14 protein-coding genes are annotated in these 14,691 nt (G+C 71.3%); 6 read left to right on the top strand and 8 right to left on the bottom strand.

Translation table 11 applies throughout. The annotated features are described in order from the left end of the window. Window positions 1-3: 3 nt before the first annotated feature. The 3 genes from SALPAC3_RS0109275 to car are packed head-to-tail and all read right to left on the bottom strand — an operon-like array spanning window position 4 to window position 4,895. Window positions 4-1,326: an MFS transporter gene (locus tag SALPAC3_RS0109275; RefSeq protein WP_018220963.1), complete on the bottom strand. Its 1,323-nt coding sequence runs from the start codon at window positions 1,324-1,326 to the stop codon at window positions 4-6. Window positions 1,327-1,356: 30 nt separating this feature from the next. Beyond that, entirely contained in the window at window positions 1,357-1,614 is a 258-nt protein-coding gene (locus SALPAC3_RS0109280) for a hypothetical protein (RefSeq protein ID WP_018220964.1), read from the bottom strand. Beyond that, window positions 1,602-4,895, bottom strand: coding sequence for a carboxylic acid reductase (gene car / locus SALPAC3_RS0109285; RefSeq protein ID WP_232430485.1), 3,294 nt, complete (start codon window positions 4,893-4,895; stop codon window positions 1,602-1,604). Before car ends, SALPAC3_RS0109280 begins: the two co-directional genes overlap by 13 nt. A 114-nt stretch (window positions 4,896-5,009) precedes the next feature. Between car and SALPAC3_RS0109290 the strand changes: the two genes are divergently transcribed. The 5 genes from SALPAC3_RS0109290 (at window position 5,010) to SALPAC3_RS25585 (ending at window position 8,807) form a co-directional block, all read left to right on the top strand. Then, window positions 5,010-6,227 (top strand): cytochrome P450 family protein, encoded by a 1,218-nt coding sequence (locus SALPAC3_RS0109290; RefSeq protein ID WP_018220966.1) that lies wholly within the window; start codon window positions 5,010-5,012, stop codon window positions 6,225-6,227. A gap of 14 nt (window positions 6,228-6,241) precedes the next feature. Then, window positions 6,242-7,882 carry a carbamoyltransferase N-terminal domain-containing protein gene (locus SALPAC3_RS0109295; protein ID WP_018220967.1) on the top strand — a complete coding sequence of 547 codons (1,641 nt, stop codon included), beginning with the start codon at window positions 6,242-6,244 and terminating at the stop codon, window positions 7,880-7,882. Window positions 7,883-8,014: 132 nt separating this feature from the next. Continuing rightward, the gene (locus SALPAC3_RS28310; protein WP_232430558.1) at window positions 8,015-8,191 is read left to right on the top strand and encodes a transposase family protein; all 177 of its coding nucleotides are present in this window, start codon (window positions 8,015-8,017) and stop codon (window positions 8,189-8,191) included. Beyond that, complete coding sequence (locus tag SALPAC3_RS28315; protein WP_018220968.1) at window positions 8,188-8,574, top strand: hypothetical protein; 387 nt, start codon at window positions 8,188-8,190, stop codon at window positions 8,572-8,574. The genes SALPAC3_RS28310 and SALPAC3_RS28315 overlap by 4 nt, the downstream gene beginning before the upstream one ends. Further along, a complete protein-coding gene (locus SALPAC3_RS25585) occupies window positions 8,571-8,807 on the top strand; it encodes a hypothetical protein (RefSeq protein ID WP_018220969.1) in 237 nt (78 codons plus the stop codon). The genes SALPAC3_RS28315 and SALPAC3_RS25585 overlap by 4 nt, the downstream gene beginning before the upstream one ends. Here the strand turns inward: SALPAC3_RS25585 and SALPAC3_RS0109310 are convergent. Together SALPAC3_RS0109310 and SALPAC3_RS0109315 are read right to left on the bottom strand one after the other, a co-directional pair. Continuing rightward, window positions 8,800-9,696, bottom strand: a complete 897-nt coding sequence (locus SALPAC3_RS0109310) for a UbiA family prenyltransferase (protein ID WP_018220970.1) — start codon at window positions 9,694-9,696, stop codon at window positions 8,800-8,802. The two genes, SALPAC3_RS25585 and SALPAC3_RS0109310, sit on opposite strands and share 8 nt — an antisense overlap. 10 nt (window positions 9,697-9,706) lie before the next feature. Then, window positions 9,707-10,684: a polyprenyl synthetase family protein gene (locus tag SALPAC3_RS0109315; RefSeq protein WP_018220971.1), complete on the bottom strand. Its 978-nt coding sequence runs from the start codon at window positions 10,682-10,684 to the stop codon at window positions 9,707-9,709. 166 nt (window positions 10,685-10,850) lie between these two features. Between SALPAC3_RS0109315 and SALPAC3_RS0109320 the strand changes: the two genes are divergently transcribed. Then, window positions 10,851-12,104 carry a cytochrome P450 gene (locus SALPAC3_RS0109320; RefSeq protein WP_018220972.1) on the top strand — a complete coding sequence of 418 codons (1,254 nt, stop codon included), beginning with the start codon at window positions 10,851-10,853 and terminating at the stop codon, window positions 12,102-12,104. 510 nt (window positions 12,105-12,614) lie between these two features. Here SALPAC3_RS0109320 and SALPAC3_RS28685 read toward each other — a convergent pair. From SALPAC3_RS28685 to SALPAC3_RS0109335, 3 genes are all read right to left on the bottom strand, one after another. After that, on the bottom strand, window positions 12,615-12,818 hold the full coding sequence (locus tag SALPAC3_RS28685) for a GntR family transcriptional regulator (protein WP_232430486.1): 204 nt from the start codon (window positions 12,816-12,818) through the stop codon (window positions 12,615-12,617). A gap of 108 nt (window positions 12,819-12,926) precedes the next feature. Further along, on the bottom strand, window positions 12,927-13,757 hold the full coding sequence (locus SALPAC3_RS0109330; protein ID WP_018220974.1) for a methyltransferase domain-containing protein: 831 nt from the start codon (window positions 13,755-13,757) through the stop codon (window positions 12,927-12,929). A 31-nt stretch (window positions 13,758-13,788) separates the two neighbouring features. Continuing rightward, window positions 13,789-14,676, bottom strand: coding sequence for an SAM-dependent methyltransferase (locus tag SALPAC3_RS0109335; RefSeq protein ID WP_018220975.1), 888 nt, complete (start codon window positions 14,674-14,676; stop codon window positions 13,789-13,791). Window positions 14,677-14,691 lie beyond the last annotated feature (15 nt).

A 14,691-nucleotide genomic window follows, 5' to 3' on the forward strand; every position in this document is an offset into this window, starting at 1 on the left:
CGGTCAGGCACCGGCCGGGTCGGCGGCGGGCTGCTTGACCACTTCGGGGACGGGCTCGCCGGCCGGGAAACGGTACGGCCCGGCGAACTGCAACGCCACGGCGGCGAGCACCGCGCCCAGGGCGGCGACGGTGATGATCGGGTCGTAGCTGCCGAACAGGTCGTAGGTCGCCGAGAAGACGATCGCGCCGAGCAGCCCGCCGATGAAGTAGGCCGAATACAGGACGGCGAACACCCCGGTGAAGTGCCGGGACCCGAAGTAGCGCCGGGCCAGGTAGGGCATCAGGTCACCCTCGCCGCCGATGGACAGGCCGACCAGCACCGCCGAGATGGTCACCGTGGTCAGGCTCACCGGAAGGACGACCAGGATCGCGTACCCCGACGCGCCGAACGCGATGAAGGTCCCGCCGACGACGGCGGCGTGGATCCGGTCCATCACCAGACCGGCGGTGAGCCGGCCGGCGAGCAGGCCGAGCCCGGCCGCGGTGGCCGCGCCGGCCGCCTGCTGCAGGGTGAGCCCGTTGTCCTGGCTGAACGCGGCGGCGTTGACCGAGAAGCCCAGCCCGAGCGCGTAGGCCACGAACAGCACGCCCCACAGCAGCAGGAACTTGCCGCTGCGGATCGCCTCGCGCACGGTCCGCCCGGCGCCGGCCAGCGCCGCCTTCACCTTCGGCTCCGGGCCGCCGGTGCCCTTGGGGAAGCCGATCACCACGCTGAGCAGGCCACCGGTGGCGGTGATGACGGCGAGCACGACGTACGCGTTGCGCCAGCCGCCGCCGGCGATCAGCGCGCCGGTGAGGATCGGGATCAGCGACGCGCCGACACCGACACCGGTCATCGTGATGCCCAGGGCCAGGCCGAGGCGCTGGTCGAAGTAGCGCGGCATCAGCGACAGGTAGGCGACGGCCGATGAGCCGCCGGCCACCGCGCCCATCAGCAGCGCCAGGATCAGGAAGTACTCGGTGCGGGCGGGGGCCGCGGCCATCAGCAGCATGCCGAGCGACACCAGCAGGACCGAGCCCAGCACCGTCCAGCGGGCACCGAGCCGGGCGATCACCCGGCCGACCAGCAGGGTGGCGACGGCCGCGCCGAGCAGGGACAGCGCGCCGGCCGAGGCAAGTTGGGTGCGGTTCCAGCCGAAGTCGTCGGTGATCGGCACCAGGAACAGCGCCAGGGTGCTGAAGTAGACCGGGGTGAATCCGGTGCTCAGCCCGAGCACGGCTCCGAGGACGATACGGATCTGGTGGCTCCGTGGTGCCGCCGTCGTCGACATCGTGGCATTCTCCTCGGCCTTTTGATCAGTGTCAATAACATTGATGTACATCATTGCAAAATGGTCAGAAATGGCGACCGTGCGTCAGGATTCCTGACGCACGGGCGGATCATTCGTGGCGACCGCGTAGGACGCGCACGTGACGGCGGCCCGGGCGGCGGCCAGGGCCTCCTGCCGGTGGGCCCGGGTGTCACCCGGTTCGGTCACCGCCCGCGCCGCCTCCAGGGCGCACTCGATCAGGCAGAGCAGTGTCTCGCCGGCCGGGTCGGAGCGGTCGCCGCCCTCGCCGAGGCGTCGGGCGGCCGCCTCCAGCAACGCCCGCGCCTCGGTCACCTCGTCCACGGCCCGCCCGTCCGATCGTGCAGATCCGTCGCGTACCGGCGGATGAGGTCGCTGGTCAGGTGCGGTATCTCCCCGGCCACCGCCCGGAAACGCTCCGACGACAGGGCCGACCCGGGCACCGCCGGCTCCGGTTCGCGGAAGGCGTGCAGCAGCGGCAGGACCGAGTGCTGCCGGTGCGTCTCGGGCAGCGCGCGCAGGGCGGCCTCGACGCGGGCGAGCCAGTCGGCGTGCTCCGGGATCCGCTCGATGCGGCGGCCGTCCTCGATCAGCCACGTCACCACGGTGTCCAGGGAGATGCCGTCGTCGTGCGGGTTCACCACGTGCCGGGTCCGGAATCCGGGTGCGCCGGAACCCAGACCGACGATCGCGGCCGCGGTGAAGTCGACCGGCAGCCCGTCGTAGTGTGCGCGACCGGGCTGATAGAAGGACTCCGGTGCCATCCCGGTGGCGAGGACGCTGAACACCAGGCGGCTGAACAGGTCGCCCGCGTTCAGTTGCCCGGCGTACCGACGGTGGGCCAGGAGCATGCTGGCCCGGAAGACCGTGACCGGCAGCGCGAACCGGTCGTGCGCCTCCCGCAGCAGCACCTCGCCGGCCCACTTGCTGGTCGCGTACCCGCTCGCGTAGCCGCCGTCGACCGGCTGCACCGGCAGGGCGACCCGCACGTCGGCGTCCTCGTCGAGCGGCGGCCCGGTCCCGGCCGCGAGCGGAGCGGCGGCGACGGCCACGCTGGAGACGTAGGTGACCGGCTTGATCCGGGTGGTCAGGGCCAGCCGGATCACCTCGGCGGTCCCGGCCACGTTGGCCTCGAACAGGTGCGGGTACGGCAGCAGGTGGTTGACCAGCGCGCCGGCATGCACAATCAGATCCACTTCGGACGCCAGCCGGGCCCAGGTCGTCTCGTCCAGGCCCAGCCGGGGTTCGGCCAGGTCGCCGGCCACCACCTCCAGGTGCTTGGCCGCCTCCGGTTCCGGATCGGCGCCCGCGAAGGCGTCGGCCAGTCGCTGCCCGGCGGCCTCGGCGTCCCGGCCGCGGACCACGGCGATCAGCCGGCCGCCGTCCGGGGCCAGCCGGCGCAGCCACTCCAGGGCGAGGAAACGGCCCAGGTAGCCGGCCGCCCCGGTGAGCAGAACGCAGCGGGGCGCCCCGACCGGGCCGGGGAGTCGGGCGGCGGTCTCGCGGATCCCGGCGTCCAGGAACCGATCGAGGGTCAGATCCCGGGCGTACGCCTGGGCAGCGCCCGCTCCGTGCACCGACCCGAACGTGGGCCGTCCGGTCGTACCATCGCGTTTGGACTCGATGAACCCGGCCAGCTGCCGTAGATCGTGACCGGGCCGCAGCACGACGTCGACCGGCACCGGCACGGCGAAGATGTCGTACAGCAGGTTGGCCAGGGTCACCGCCGACAGCGAATCGCCGCCCAGGTCCCGGAAGCACGTGTCCGGGCGCATCTCGGCCGCCGTACCGCCGAGCAGCGCCCGCACCGCCCGCTGGACCGTCTCCAGCGCCGGCCGGTCACCGCCGGTCCGGCGCAGATCGAGCAGCTCCTGCTCCGCGCGGGCGGCGATCCGGTCGTACAGCTGGTCGAGCTCCGCCCGGTAGCGCTCGACCAGCCGGGGGCGCAGCAGCTTGCGATTGTCCGAGAGCAGGCCGTTGCGGTGACTGAACGGCTCGGTCTCGATCAGCTGCCCGCGCGGGATCTCGTAGGAGTTCAGGCCGGCGTCCCGGGCCACCCGCCGCAACGACTCGCCCAGCAACTGGTCCAGCCGGGCCGGGTCGTCCCCGTGGGCGGCCAGCGCCTCCGGGGTGGGCACCACGACGGCCAGCAGGTGGGAGCGTTCGCTGTCGCCGTAGACGAAGATCTGCCGCACCAGCGGGCCGGCCCCGAGCACCGATTCCACCCGGGAGGTGGCCACGAACTCGCCCTGGGACAGCTTCAGCACGCTGGTACGGCGGTCCACGAAGGCGATCCGGCGGGGGCCGAGCTCGGCGACGATGTCACCGGTCCGGTAGTAGCCGTCCGCGTCGAACAGCTCCGCGGTCAGCTCGGGATGCCGGTAGTAGCCGGGGACGCCGGTCGCCCGTAGCAGCAGCTCGCCGCGCGGGTGCGGGACGTCGGTGCCGAAGTAGCCGAGTTCCGGCACGTCGACCAGCCGGTAGTCGAGCACCGGCGGGTTCATCAGGATCCCGTTGACGGCGATGCCGGCCACCTCGGTGGAGCCGTACATGTCGTACAGCGGGACGCCGAGCAGCGTTTCCATGAAGCCGGTCAGCGCGGCCGACAGCGGCGCGGAGCCGCACGTGGCGAAGGTGACCCGCCCGCCGAGAGCCTCGGCCCGGGCCCGCTCGTCCGGCTCGCCCCGATAGCGCTGGTGCAGCATCTCGCAGACCCGCGGCACCAGCGACACCTCGGTCGGCCGGACCAGCGCGAGGTCCTCGAACAGGGTGGACAGGTCGGCGGCGGCGGTGAAGCAGCTGAGTCCACCGCGGGCCAGGGTGTTCATCAGCGTGAAGTGGCCGCCGATGTGGCTCAGCGGCATGTAGTGCACAGTGCTCAGACCCCCGTCCGGCGTCCGCCGCGCCCGGTCCTCCCACATCACCCGGGCCAGCCACTCGGGATACATCGCGCCCTTGGGCGTGCCGGAGCTGCCCGAGGTGTATACCAGCATGGCGAGCGGGTCCTCATCGTCACCGGGCACGTACGGCGGCGCCTCGGGCAGAGTCGCGCCCAGGTCGAGGAGATCGGACAGGGCGACCACCCCGACGTCCCGGGCGGCGGCGAACCGATCCGCCTGGTCGTCGTCGCGCGGGTCGTAGTCGAACACCACCACCCGGCGGATCGAGGACGACCCACGGGCCAACTCGGCCGCCACGTCCAGACGATCGATGGCGGTGGCGAGCAGGACCGGCTCGGTCTCAGACAGGATGGCGGCCAGGTTCGCCGGCGACGCGCTGGTCTGCAGCGGCACGCTGACCGCGCCGAGATAGCCGCACGTCAGCTTCAGAGTCGCGTAGTCCCGGCTGGTGAAGCCGAGCAGCGCCACCCGATCCCCGGCGGCCAGAGGGTGCTCCGGGTGGTGGTGCCACTCGGCCGCCACGGCGCCGACCCGGCCCCACAGTTCGCGATAGGTGATCGTCTCGAAGCGGGGCAGCAGCCGGGCCGAGACCCGCCCGGTGCGGTCGTCCCGCACGTACTCCCGGGCGCGCTCACCGACGGCGGGCCGATCGCCGAAGCGGGCGAAGACATCTGCCATTACCTGCGCGAGTCGCAATGTATTCATCTACCGACACACGGTAGCAGGAACCCGTTCCGGCAGTCACGGCCACAAATCGGTGACTAGGGATTTTGATAAACAGAATTGCCGGACCCGGAGGCAGTTGATAACAATTTATTGGTGCCGATCGAACTGGACGAGGCGTTCGTGCAGGACCCCTACGCGGTGTACGAGAAGCTGCGCGCCGAGGGACCGGCGCACCGGGTCCGGATGCCGCCCGGGGTCCCGCTGATCGGCGGGCTGCCGGTCTGGCTGATCACCGGGTACGACGCCGTGCGGGCCGCGCTGGCCGATTCCCGGCTGAGCACCGACCTGCACCGGATCGACGGGCTGTTCGCGCAGAAGGACCCGGACCGCAGCCACCGCGGTGGCTTCTCGTCGGCCCTGGCCAGCCACATGATGCACACCGATCCGCCGGACCACACCCGGCTGCGCAAGCTGGTCAGCAAGGCCTTCACCCGGCGGGCCATCGAGGCGCTCCGGCCGCGGATCCAGCAGACCACCGACGAACTGACCGCGGACCTGGCCGGACACGACACGGTGGACCTGCTGGACGCCTTCGCGTTCCCGCTGCCGATCCGGGTGATCTGCCTGCTGCTCGGCGTGCCGGTCGCGGAGCAGGAGAACTTCCGGTCCTGGTCCCGGGCGCTCGTCTCGGGCCACTCCCCCGAGGCGGCGGCCACCGCCGCGACCGAGGTGGCCGCCTACCTCGGCGACCTGGTCGAACGCAAACGCCACGCCACCACCGACGACGTGCTCACCGCGCTGGTCGCGGCGCACGACGTGGACGACCGGCTGACCCACACCGAACTCGTCTCGACCGCCTACCTGCTGTTCATCGCCGGGTTCGAGACCACCTTGAACGCCCTCGGCAACGGCACCCTGCACCTGATGCTCCACCGGGACCAGTGGACGGCGCTGCGGGCCGACCGGGCGCTGCTCGACAACGCGGTCGAGGAGTTCCTGCGGTTGGAGAGCCCGCTCAAGCACGCCACCTTCCGGTGTGCCACCGAATCGCTGCGGATCGGCGACGCCGAGATCGCGGCCGGCGACTTCGTCCTGCTGGCCATCGCCTCGGCCAACCGGGACCCGCGCCGGTTCCCCGATCCGCACACGCTGGACGTCCGCCGGCCGGCCGCCGGCCATCTCGCCTTCGGCCACGGCATCCACCACTGCCTCGGCGCGCCGCTGGCCCGGGTCGAGGTGCGGATGGCGTTCGACGCGCTGCTCGACGCGTTCCCGGACATGCGGCTCGCCACCGACCCGGCCGGCCTGCGCTGGCGCAACAGCACGATCATCCGCGGGCTCGACTCCCTCCCGGTCCATCTGAACAACTAGAGAGGTGCGGCGCGATGCGCATTTGCGGGATCAAGGCCTCACACGACGGCGGCGTCGCCGTCATCGAGGACGGCCGCCTGCTGTTCAGCTACGAGATCGAGAAGCTGGGCAACGGCGAACGGTACAGCTCGCTCGGTGACCTGGACCGGGTGACCGAGATCCTGGCGATGGAGGGCCTGTCGCCGGCGGGCATCGACCAGTTCGTGGTCGACGGGTGGTACACCACGGACGCCGCCGGCGACCCCGCCGTCGCGGTCGACGCGGGCGGGCGGCCGGTTCAGCTCCGGGTCGCGCCGTACGTGGAGCACCCCGGTCCCCTGCAACGGCATCCGTTCCACACACCCGGGCTCGGCAACTACGTCAGCTATTCGCACGTCGCCAACCACCTCATCGGCACGTACTGCGCGAGCCCGTTCGCCGCCCGGGGCGAGGACGCGTTCGTGCTGGTCTGGGACGGCATCATCCACCCGCGCCTCTATCGGGTGCGGGCCGCGACCCAGGAGGTGAGCCTGGTCGAGGTCCTGCTGCCGGTCTTCGGCGGGAGCTTCGCGGCCTTCTGCGCGCGGTTCGAGCCATACCTGCGGCCGACCGAGGACATGGCCTCCGAGCGGGCCATCCGACACCACCTGTCGGTGGCCGGCAAAGCAATGGCGTACGCGGCCAAGGGCCGGGTCGAGACGGGCGCGTTCGCGGTCTTCGACGACCTGGTGACCGAATACCGCGACCATTCGGTCGACCGGGTCGGCGTGCTGGGCGACAAGGTGGCCGCCAACCGGGACGAGCTGCTGCCCGGCCTGACCAACGCCGACCTGATCGCCACCTATCAGGCCTACCTCGGCGACCGGCTGCTGGTGCGGCTCGTCTCGGCGATCCGCAGCCGGTTCCCGGACGGACGGCACAACCTGGTGATGGGCGGCGGCTGCGCGCTGAACATCAAGTGGAACACCGCGATCCGGGCCACCGGGATGTTCCGGGAGGTCTTCATCCCGCCCTTCCCGAACGACGCGGGGGCGGCGATCGGGACGGCGGCCTGCGAGATGTTCCGGGGCGGCCGCACCGCCCTGGAGTGGGACGTCTATCGCGGGCCCCGGATCACCACCGGCGAACTGCCCGCCGGGTGGACGGCCCGGCCCTGCGACGAACGGGAGCTGGCCGCGCTGCTGCACGCCGAGGACGAACCGGTGGTGGTGCTATCCGGCCGGGCCGAGCTGGGCCCGCGGGCGCTGGGCAACCGGAGCATCCTCGCGGCGGCCACCAGCACCCGGATGAAGGACCGGCTCAACGACATCAAGAACCGGGCCGGATACCGTCCGGTGGCGCCGATCTGCCTGGCGGACCGGGCGCCCGAGGTGTTCGAGCCGGGCACCCCCGACCCTTACATGCTCTTTGAGCACCGGATGCGGCCGGGCTGGGCCGAGCGGGTGCCGGCCATCGTGCACCTGGACGGCACGGCCCGTCTGCAGACCATCGAATCCACGCAGGACACCAGGACGGTGCGTATTCTCCGGGCGTATGCCGAGATCAGTGGCATTCCGGTGCTGTGCAACACCAGCGCCAACCTGGAGGGGCGGGGATTCTTCCCGGACGTCGAGTCGGCCGCCCGGTGGGGTGGCACGCGCTACATCTGGTCGGAGGGGACCCTTTACACGCGCTGACCCTCGCAACGAGAAGGTGGCGGGGCGCCCAGGGCCTTTGCGTAGTCCATCGAGGTGTGTCTGGCCCGGCCTGAGGTAGTGGCGCGGCCTGTGTGGAGGGTGACGGAGAACGGGTGTGGCCCGTCGGTGATCATGGAGTTGCCCGCTGGTCGTGAGGCGTTTGGCCTATTGACGGCCCTGGCGCGGGTGCCTGACCCGCGTGACCCACGAGGAGTTCGGTACTCCCTGGCGAGCGTGCTCGCGGTCGCGGTGTGTGCGGTGATGGCCGGGGGCGAGCACGTTCGCCGCGATCGGCGACTGGGTCGATGATCTCGACGTCAGCTTCGGAGCGGCTCGGGTTCACCAGCCGGGCGCCGGTGCTGACCACCCTGTGGCGGCTGCTGATCCGCGTCGACGCCGAGACGCTGACCGCGGTATTGGCCGACTGGCTATGCCCCCGACTACCGGTGGCGCCGCCGCCGGTGCGGCGGGTCCTGGCGCAGGTCCAGGTCGCGGCGAAGTCGAACGAGATTCCGGCGTTCGCACCGCTGCTGGGGGCAGGTCAAGGCACGGCTGGGCAGCCGGACCGGGGTGGTGATCGTCTACCTGGTGGCCTCGTTGCCCGCCGCCCACGCCCAACCCCGCTGACCTGCAGCAGTGGGCCGGGCTGGAATGGCACATCGAGAACCGGCTGCACTGGGTCCGCGACGTGACCTTCGGCGAGGACGCCCACCGAGCCCGTACCGGCACCGGACCCGCCGTCGCGGCCGTCCTGCGCAACACCGCCATCGGAGTCCACCGCGGCAACGGCGAGACCAACATCGCCAGAGCCACCCGCCGCCCCCACGACCTCATCACCACCGTGAAACAGCGGCTACCCGACTACGCGATGACCCCGGCAGGGCACCCGATCGGCGCCTTGCCCCTTTCGTACGCGATCAGCTGAGCAACCCGGCGACCAGCGCCGCCAGCACGATCCAGCCGAAATAGGTGTTGGCCACGAAGGCGTCCCAGCACGACTTCGGCTTGTCCAGGTCAACCCGGGCGATCAGATAGGCCAGGTATCCGCCGGCCAGCGCGGCGACCGGATAGACGGCCCAGCCGGTGGCCACCAGGGAACCGGCCCACAGCACGCCGCCGACGCTCAGGACGGCGAAGACCGCGAGCCACACCTTGGTGGCGTCGCCGAACAGCAGGGCGGACGACCGGACCCCGATCCGCCGGTCGAACTCCTTGTCCTGATGGGAATAGATGGCGTCGTGGATCAGGGTCCAAAACGCGCCCCCGGCGTAGAGGGCATAGACCGCGAGCGGATAGTCCGCGCTGCCGGTCACCGCCGTCCAGCCGACGAACACGTAGATGCTCATCACCAGGGCCAGGAACGCCGATGGCCAGACGAAGATGCGCTTCATGTACGGGTACGCGAAGATCAGCGGGTACGAGGTCGCCACCACCACGGCCGTCGCCACGTTGGCCACCGCCAGGACCAGCAGCGCCACCACTCCCTGGGCGACGGCGAACAGCAACGCGTTCCGGACCCCGATCGTGCCCGACGCGACCGGCCGTGACACGGTGCGCGCGACCCGGGAGTCCACCTCACGGTCGACCACGTCGTTGACCGCGCAGGCGGCGCCGCGCACCAGCACCGCGGCCACGGCGAGCACCACCAGGGCCCGGACGTCCGGGCGGTTCCCGGAGGCGAGCACCGCCGCCCACAGCCCAGGCAGCAGGTACAGCACGTACCCGGTCGGCCGGTCCAGGCGCATCAGCAGCAGGTAGTCGCGGATCGAGTCGGGGCTCCGAGTGACCGCACCTGCGGAAAGTTTGTGCAGCATCAGGATCCCATCACCGGTGGACGACGCGATTGAAGAGTGCGGCCAGGCCGGCTGATGCCGCCGGGTCCAGTTCGGCCCTTGCGAGGTGGTCCAGGGCCTCGTCGAGGTGCCGTCGGGAGCGTTCCTCGGCGGCACGCCGGCCACCGGACTCCTCGATCAGGGCGGCCATCTCGGCCAGATACGCCGCCGCGGTCCCGTCGCCCGCCCACAGCCCGCGCAGGCGCTCGCCGGCCGGGTTACCGGCGGTCAGCCCGGCCAGCACCGGGAAGGACGGGTTCCGCCGTTCCAGGTCGCCCCGCACCGGCTTGCCGGTCACCGCCGGGTCGCCCCAGATGTCCTCGACGTCATTGGCGATCTGGAAGGCCAGACCCAGATGGCGGCCGGCCCCGCGTAGGGCGTCCCGGACCGGCTCCGGCCGACCAGCCCGCAACGCCGGGGTCACCAGCGCGCACTCCAGCAACGCGGAGGTCTTCTCGGTCACGATTTGGTTGTACTCGGCGACCCCCGTTCCGGCGCCGAGCCGGACGGTGAGCTCGCGGGACTGGCCGGCCAGGACCAGCCGGAGCGCCTCGGCGAACGCGGCGGCGATCTCGGCCCGCCCGGCGCCCGGGTCGTCGACGACCATCTGCAGACTGAGCGCCTGCAACGCGTCCCCGGCCAGGATGGCCGGGCCGGCGCCGAACACCTGCCACGCCGCCGGGCGGCCGCGGCGCAGCTCGTCGGCGTCGATGATGTCGTCGTGGATCAGGGTCGAGTTGTGCAGCAGCTCCAGGGCGACGGCCGGGGACCGGACGTCCTCGGGCCACAGTCCCAGCCCCTCGGCCGCCAGCGTCATGAGGCCGGCGCGGGTCAGCTTGCCACCGGTTTCGTGATCACCGGTGAACCCCAGGTGGTAGGCGCAGATCCCGGCCAGGGTCGGCTCCAGGGCGGACACACGCTGCCGGATGACGGACGACACCGCCCCCGGCGATGTTTCGAGTGTGCTCATCGACGATTCCCTTCCGGGGGTCGCGAAATGGAATTCCCCAGCCCTGAGGCTCACCTGCGTTTCCGGGCTTGTCAAACGATTCCGTCGCACTTTAGGAGAAACCTCAAAGCTTCTCTCCGGATGCGCCCATGTGGACTATTCTTCAGCCGAACAGGGAGGTGGCAAAATGTCTATCTCGGCTGATTCCGAGCAGGTGCAGGGCAGACCATTCGACCCGTACGGCGCGCATCGCGACGACCCGTACACCTTCTTGGCCGGCCTCGGCGTCTTCTATGCCCCACTGCTGGATGCCTGGTGCGTCACCCGGCGCGAAGACATGGTGGCGGTGCTGCGCGACGATCGGAGTTTCTCGGCCCGCGACCACAATCCGCGTCCCGCGGTGGCCCTGCCGGACGACGTGAATCAGATGTTCCGCACCTGGCGCGGCGCCGGCGCGGTGGCCGTCGGATCCCTCGACCCGCCCGCCCACGCCAAGATCAGGGACGTCCTCAACATCGGTTTCACGCCGGCCCGGGTCCGCGCCTTCGAACCGACCATGCGGGCGGTCGCCGCCGATCTCGCCGACCGCATCGGCGACGCGCCGGAGTTCGACTTCATCGCCGACTTCGCGGTGCCGTTCGCCCTGGAAGTGATCGGCCGCCGCCTCGGCGTCCCGGACGATTATCTCGACCGGTGCCGCACCTGGTCAGAGCAACGCATCGAATTGATGATGGCGCAGGGCGACGCCGACCACGACCGGCTCCGGGAATTCGCCCGCGGGCTGATGGAATTCGGAGAATTCGCCCGGTCCCTGGTCCGGGACCGGGTGGCCGACCCGCGCGACGACCTGATCAGCGAACTGCTGCACGACGGCAAGGCGGGCCGCACACTCACCGCCGACGAGGTCGCGGTGCAGATACCCACCCTGATCTTCGCCGGCCACATGACCTGCGCCGAGGCACTGGGCACGATCTTCTATCAGCAGCTGCGGTCACCGGGCGGCTGGGCCCGAGTGGTCGACCGGACGATCCCGGTCGGGGACCTGGTCGAGGAGGGGCTGCGGTTCGACAGCCCGCTGGCCGGAATGTACCGGACCGCGACCCGGGACGTGACGGTCGGCGGCATCCGGCTGACCGCCGGGAGCCGACTCCTGCTGCTGTACGGTGCGGCTGGCCGGGACAGTCGCGCCCATGCCTGCCCGGCCGCGTTCCGCCCGGGCGACGGCTCGTCCGGGCATCTGGCGTTCGGCCACGGGATCCACTTCTGCCTGGGCGCCGGTTTCGCCCGCGCCGAACTCCGGGTCGCGGTGGAGGTCCTCGCCGCCCGGATGCCCGACCTGGGGCTGGCCCCGGGCCGGCCACCACGGTTCCGGCCGGTGTTCCCGTTGCGGGCCCTGACCGAGTTGCGGGTCACGCGATCCGGCGGAGGCTCCGGACCGTAAGCCGGACTGGCACACCTGGTGGTGCTCGGCGCTGCCCTCAGGGCCGAGTCGGCGCCGCACCGGACGCAGTCTGTAGCGGGCGGGTCCTGGACCGTAACGGTGGCGACCACCGTGCCGTCGGCCTGCCGGACCTCCTTGGTCAGCACCCAGCCGCCGGCCAGATCGCCCTGGCCGTCGTCACCGCTCGCGATCGGCCGCTCGTCGGTGGCCGGCGCCAGGTAGTGCGGCCGGGCCAGCATCGCCACCGCGAACAGCGTGTACCCGACCGGGGCCACGCCCTGCATGTCGAAGAAGACCTCGGTGAACCGGCTCTGCCGGACGTCGATCTGGCCGAGCGGCTGGTACCACCACAACAGGCCAAGACCGTAGCCGACGGCGAACACCGCCACCGCGCCGCCGAGCAGGGCGGACTTGACCAGAGTCCGCTCACCTGGATCCGCCCTTGGAGTGCGCCGTCCGGCCGGGCCGCGCGGATCGTCGTGTCGATCAGGGCGATGACGTCCTCGTCGGTCAGCCCGGCCGCGCGGGCCCGCTCCAGCCACCCGACGAACTCGGTGCGCAGCTCGGCCTGGCCGGCGAGGCACCGGCGCGGGTTCCGGTGACCAAGGTGCCGACCCCCGGCCGCCCCTCGACGAGACCTTCGAGCTCCAGCTCGTGGTAGGCCTTCGACACCGTGTTCGGGTTGATCGCCAGCGACTGGGCGACGTCACGCACCTTCGGCAACCGGTCGCCCGCAAGGCCGAACCGGCCCGGTCCACGCCAAGGGGCGCGGGCCGGGCTGGCTGGCTGGCTGGCTGGCTGGCTGGCTGGCTGGGGGGACGATCAGGCGCGGGTGGCGGTCAGGATGAGGTAGCCGCTCTCCGCCGCCGCCGCGGCTCGCCGCATGAAATCGAGCAGCGAGGCGGTCTGCTCCTCGCCGACCAGGGCGACGAGATCGGCGCGCCGGGTCTCGACGGTGTCGGCCATCAGCGCCGTGGTCCGGGCGCAGTTGTCGGTGATGTCGCGAATCTCGACGTCGACGAAGCCGTTGGCGGCCAACGCGTTCCGGTACTCCTCGATGGTGCCCAGCGACTTGACCGCGTAGTTCTCGCAGATGTGGTCCAGGACCTTGCGGCCCTCCTCGCTGACCGGGCCGCGCTCGATCACGTCGGCCACGGCGAGCCGGCCGCCGGGGCGCAGCACACGGGCGGCCTCGGCGAGCACCCGGCCGCGGTCGGGCATGTGCCACATCGACTCGAACGCCCAGGCCGCGTCGAACGAGCCGGCCGGGAAGGGCATGTTCATCGCGTCGGTGAACTGGAAGGTGGCCTGCCCGGCCAGCCCGGCCGCGTCCGCCCGGGCGTTGGCTTCGGCCACCTGGACGTGGCTGACCGAGATGCCCAGGACGTGCGCGCCGGTCGTCCGGGCGAGGCGCAGCGCGGGATGGCCGACGCCGCAGCCGATGTCCAGCACCCGCTGCCCCGGCGTCGCCGCCAGCCCCGCGATCATCATGTCGGTCAGCCGGTCGGTGGCGACCTCGATGGAGCTCTGGTCGGCGTCGTCGTCCCAGTAGCCGTAGTGGAAGTTGGGGCCCCAGGTGGACCCGTAGATTCGACCGATCCCGTCGTACACGTCGGCGACGTCGCCGGGGGCGGGAGACTGCTCGAGCGTCATGCGGAACTCCTCATGAGGAACGGGCCGGACGTCACGTCAGTTCGAAACGCAGGAAGGACAGGCGCAGGCCGCCGGCTCTCCACTCGGCGCCCTGGGCCTGATTCGCCATCAGCGAGATCCGCAGGTGCCGGCGGTCCACCGGGGACAGGCTGGTGTCGGTGTCCAGCACCGCCTTGGTCCAGGCGGCGCTCTCGTCCCAGAACGGCGCCGTCTCAGCCGTCGCGTCGACCTCGTCCACCAGCCGGAAACCGGCGGACGCGGCGGCCTCGGCGTAGTCGTGCACCGTAGCCGGTTTGCAGTAGAAGTATTCGGTCCACACGTCGGCGCCGTGCGGGCGGACGGTGAACACGTCTTCGACGCACACGCTCGCGCCCGGGCGCAGCACCCGGGCCAGCCGCTGGAACCACCGCGGCCGGTCGAAATAGCCGCTGCTCTCGATGGCGACCGCCGCGTCGTAGGGTGCCTCCACCGGCAGGTCCATGGCATCGCAGACGAGCGTCCGGACCCGGTCGTCGACGCCGCACTCCCGGGCGAATTCCGTCACGATCGGCGCGTGGTCCGGCGCGTTGGTCACCGCGGTCACCTCGGCACCGTACTCCTGGGCCCAGAACAGCGAGCCGCCGCCGAGACCGCAGCCGACGTCCAGGATCCGCCCGGACAGCCGGCTCTCGGCTCCCCAGGCCTCGGCCGCGAATCGCAGCAGACCCTCCTGGTGCTGCCGGATGCCGGCACGGATGGCGTCCGGCGTCACGTCCTCGAGCACCGGGGCCGACCCGGACGGGTAGTAACCCACGTGGTAGTGGATCTTGGGACCGGGACCGTATTTGCGAACCAGTCTCGTGGTCTTGTCGTCGTAATACTGGCCGACAATTCTGACCTCATCCGGAAAGACCGGCGCTTCTTTCGGGGAAATTGACATAGTCACTTCTCCAGG

Source organism: Salinispora pacifica DSM 45544 (assembly GCF_000378845.1).
Taxonomy (GTDB): domain Bacteria; phylum Actinomycetota; class Actinomycetes; order Mycobacteriales; family Micromonosporaceae; genus Micromonospora; species Micromonospora pacifica.

What these genes read in the sequence shown, in the direction of transcription:
- SALPAC3_RS0109310 (WP_018220970.1), bottom strand. Translation starts at nt 9,696, where the DNA reads ATGCTGCACAAACTTTCCGCAGGTGCGGTCACTCGGAGCCCCGACTCG.
- SALPAC3_RS0109335 (WP_018220975.1), bottom strand. Translation starts at nt 14,676, where the DNA reads ATGTCAATTTCCCCGAAAGAAGCGCCGGTCTTTCCGGATGAGGTCAGA.
- SALPAC3_RS0109315 (WP_018220971.1), bottom strand. Translation starts at nt 10,684, where the DNA reads ATGAGCACACTCGAAACATCGCCGGGGGCGGTGTCGTCCGTCATCCGG.
- SALPAC3_RS0109275 (WP_018220963.1), bottom strand. Translation starts at nt 1,326, where the DNA reads ATGATGTACATCAATGTTATTGACACTGATCAAAAGGCCGAGGAGAAT.
- SALPAC3_RS0109330 (WP_018220974.1), bottom strand. Translation starts at nt 13,757, where the DNA reads ATGACGCTCGAGCAGTCTCCCGCCCCCGGCGACGTCGCCGACGTGTAC.
- SALPAC3_RS28310 (WP_232430558.1), top strand. Translation starts at nt 8,015, where the DNA reads ATGGAGTTGCCCGCTGGTCGTGAGGCGTTTGGCCTATTGACGGCCCTG.
- car (WP_232430485.1), bottom strand. Translation starts at nt 4,895, where the DNA reads ATGAATACATTGCGACTCGCGCAGGTAATGGCAGATGTCTTCGCCCGC.
- SALPAC3_RS0109295 (WP_018220967.1), top strand. Translation starts at nt 6,242, where the DNA reads ATGCGCATTTGCGGGATCAAGGCCTCACACGACGGCGGCGTCGCCGTC.
- SALPAC3_RS28315 (WP_018220968.1), top strand. Translation starts at nt 8,188, where the DNA reads ATGATCTCGACGTCAGCTTCGGAGCGGCTCGGGTTCACCAGCCGGGCG.
- SALPAC3_RS0109320 (WP_018220972.1), top strand. Translation starts at nt 10,851, where the DNA reads ATGTCTATCTCGGCTGATTCCGAGCAGGTGCAGGGCAGACCATTCGAC.